We start from the raw sequence: 926 nt of genomic DNA, 5'->3' as shown, positions 1-926 counted from the left end.
GCAATTGCAAACAACTCCGTGAAACTGACCGTTATTGGTGGTGAAGGTGACAATAACCAAGATAATGACAATGACGATATGGGTCACAATGTCCGTTATTCTGTTGACACAAAGAACAAATCTTTATACTAAGACCAATGGTTGGGCAGTATCAGGTCCTTATGAAGATAAGGTTGTTGTCGTTAACTTGCCAGCTAAACAAGCGAATAAGAAAGAAGGTTTGCCTGCTGTTCCAGGTGGCATCATGATTCAGTTGCCTAATAATATCGGTACAACTGAGCCTATAACTCTCAAGTTCGAATTGGTTGACGTATTCGGTGTTACTAAGACTCTGTCTGTAACTGTAAAAGCAGCGAAGTAATAACAGCCTAAGCAAAACAATTCAGAATTAACACTGCTTACTAAGATAAGAGAGGCGTTCTCAATCTCATAATGGGAAACGCCTCCCTTTCTTTTTATCTTTACATTAACCTTTAAATTACGGATATGAAAAAATGAATTCCACATTTCACCCAATGAACTGTAGGGGCGTATCGCACGCTCTGAAATCATCCGCGTGGATAAGTTGGCGCATTCAGGGCGTATGCGATACGCCCCTACATAGAATAGAAAATCGCAAATAGACAAATAGTAAATCAGACGGTTTTCCAGTCCTCCACCGTCCCCGTTTCGGAAGAGAAGTTCACACCTATTTTATATAAGGTGCGCGGGTCTGCTTCGTAGGGTCGGGCATAACCTTTCGCCTCTATCTGCGCCAAAGCCTCGTCCGCCGTACCGTCGCGCTTGAACTCGAAAATATAGATGTAGTCATCCGTCTCCACGATGCAGTCGGCACGCCCCTGGCTCTGCTCTTTCTCCGTATAGACCGTGTAGACGCTTATCAGGCGGAAGATGAGGTAAAGCGTATAGTGGAAGAAGCGTTCCTT

2 protein-coding genes are annotated in these 926 nt (G+C 44.1%); one reads left to right on the top strand and one right to left on the bottom strand.

Features of this window, described 5'->3' with window-relative positions; translation table 11 throughout:
* Positions 1 to 103 precede the first annotated feature (103 nt).
* On the top strand, positions 104 to 361 hold the full coding sequence (locus tag B5F25_RS20890; RefSeq protein ID WP_206423579.1) for a hypothetical protein: 258 nt from the start codon (positions 104 to 106) through the stop codon (positions 359 to 361).
* A gap of 274 nt (positions 362 to 635) precedes the next feature.
* On the opposite strand, the gene B5F25_RS20885 is transcribed toward B5F25_RS20890, so the two are convergent.
* On the bottom strand, positions 636 to 926 hold a 291-nt coding region (locus tag B5F25_RS20885), incomplete at its 5' end, for a PD-(D/E)XK nuclease domain-containing protein (protein ID WP_206423578.1).

Origin of the sequence: Bacteroides sp. An19 (assembly GCF_002160215.1) — a bacterium.
Lineage (GTDB): Bacteria > Bacteroidota > Bacteroidia > Bacteroidales > Bacteroidaceae > Phocaeicola > Phocaeicola intestinalis.
The sequence above is the reverse complement of the archived record's forward strand: the minus strand, read 5'-3'. Positions and strand labels throughout refer to the sequence as shown.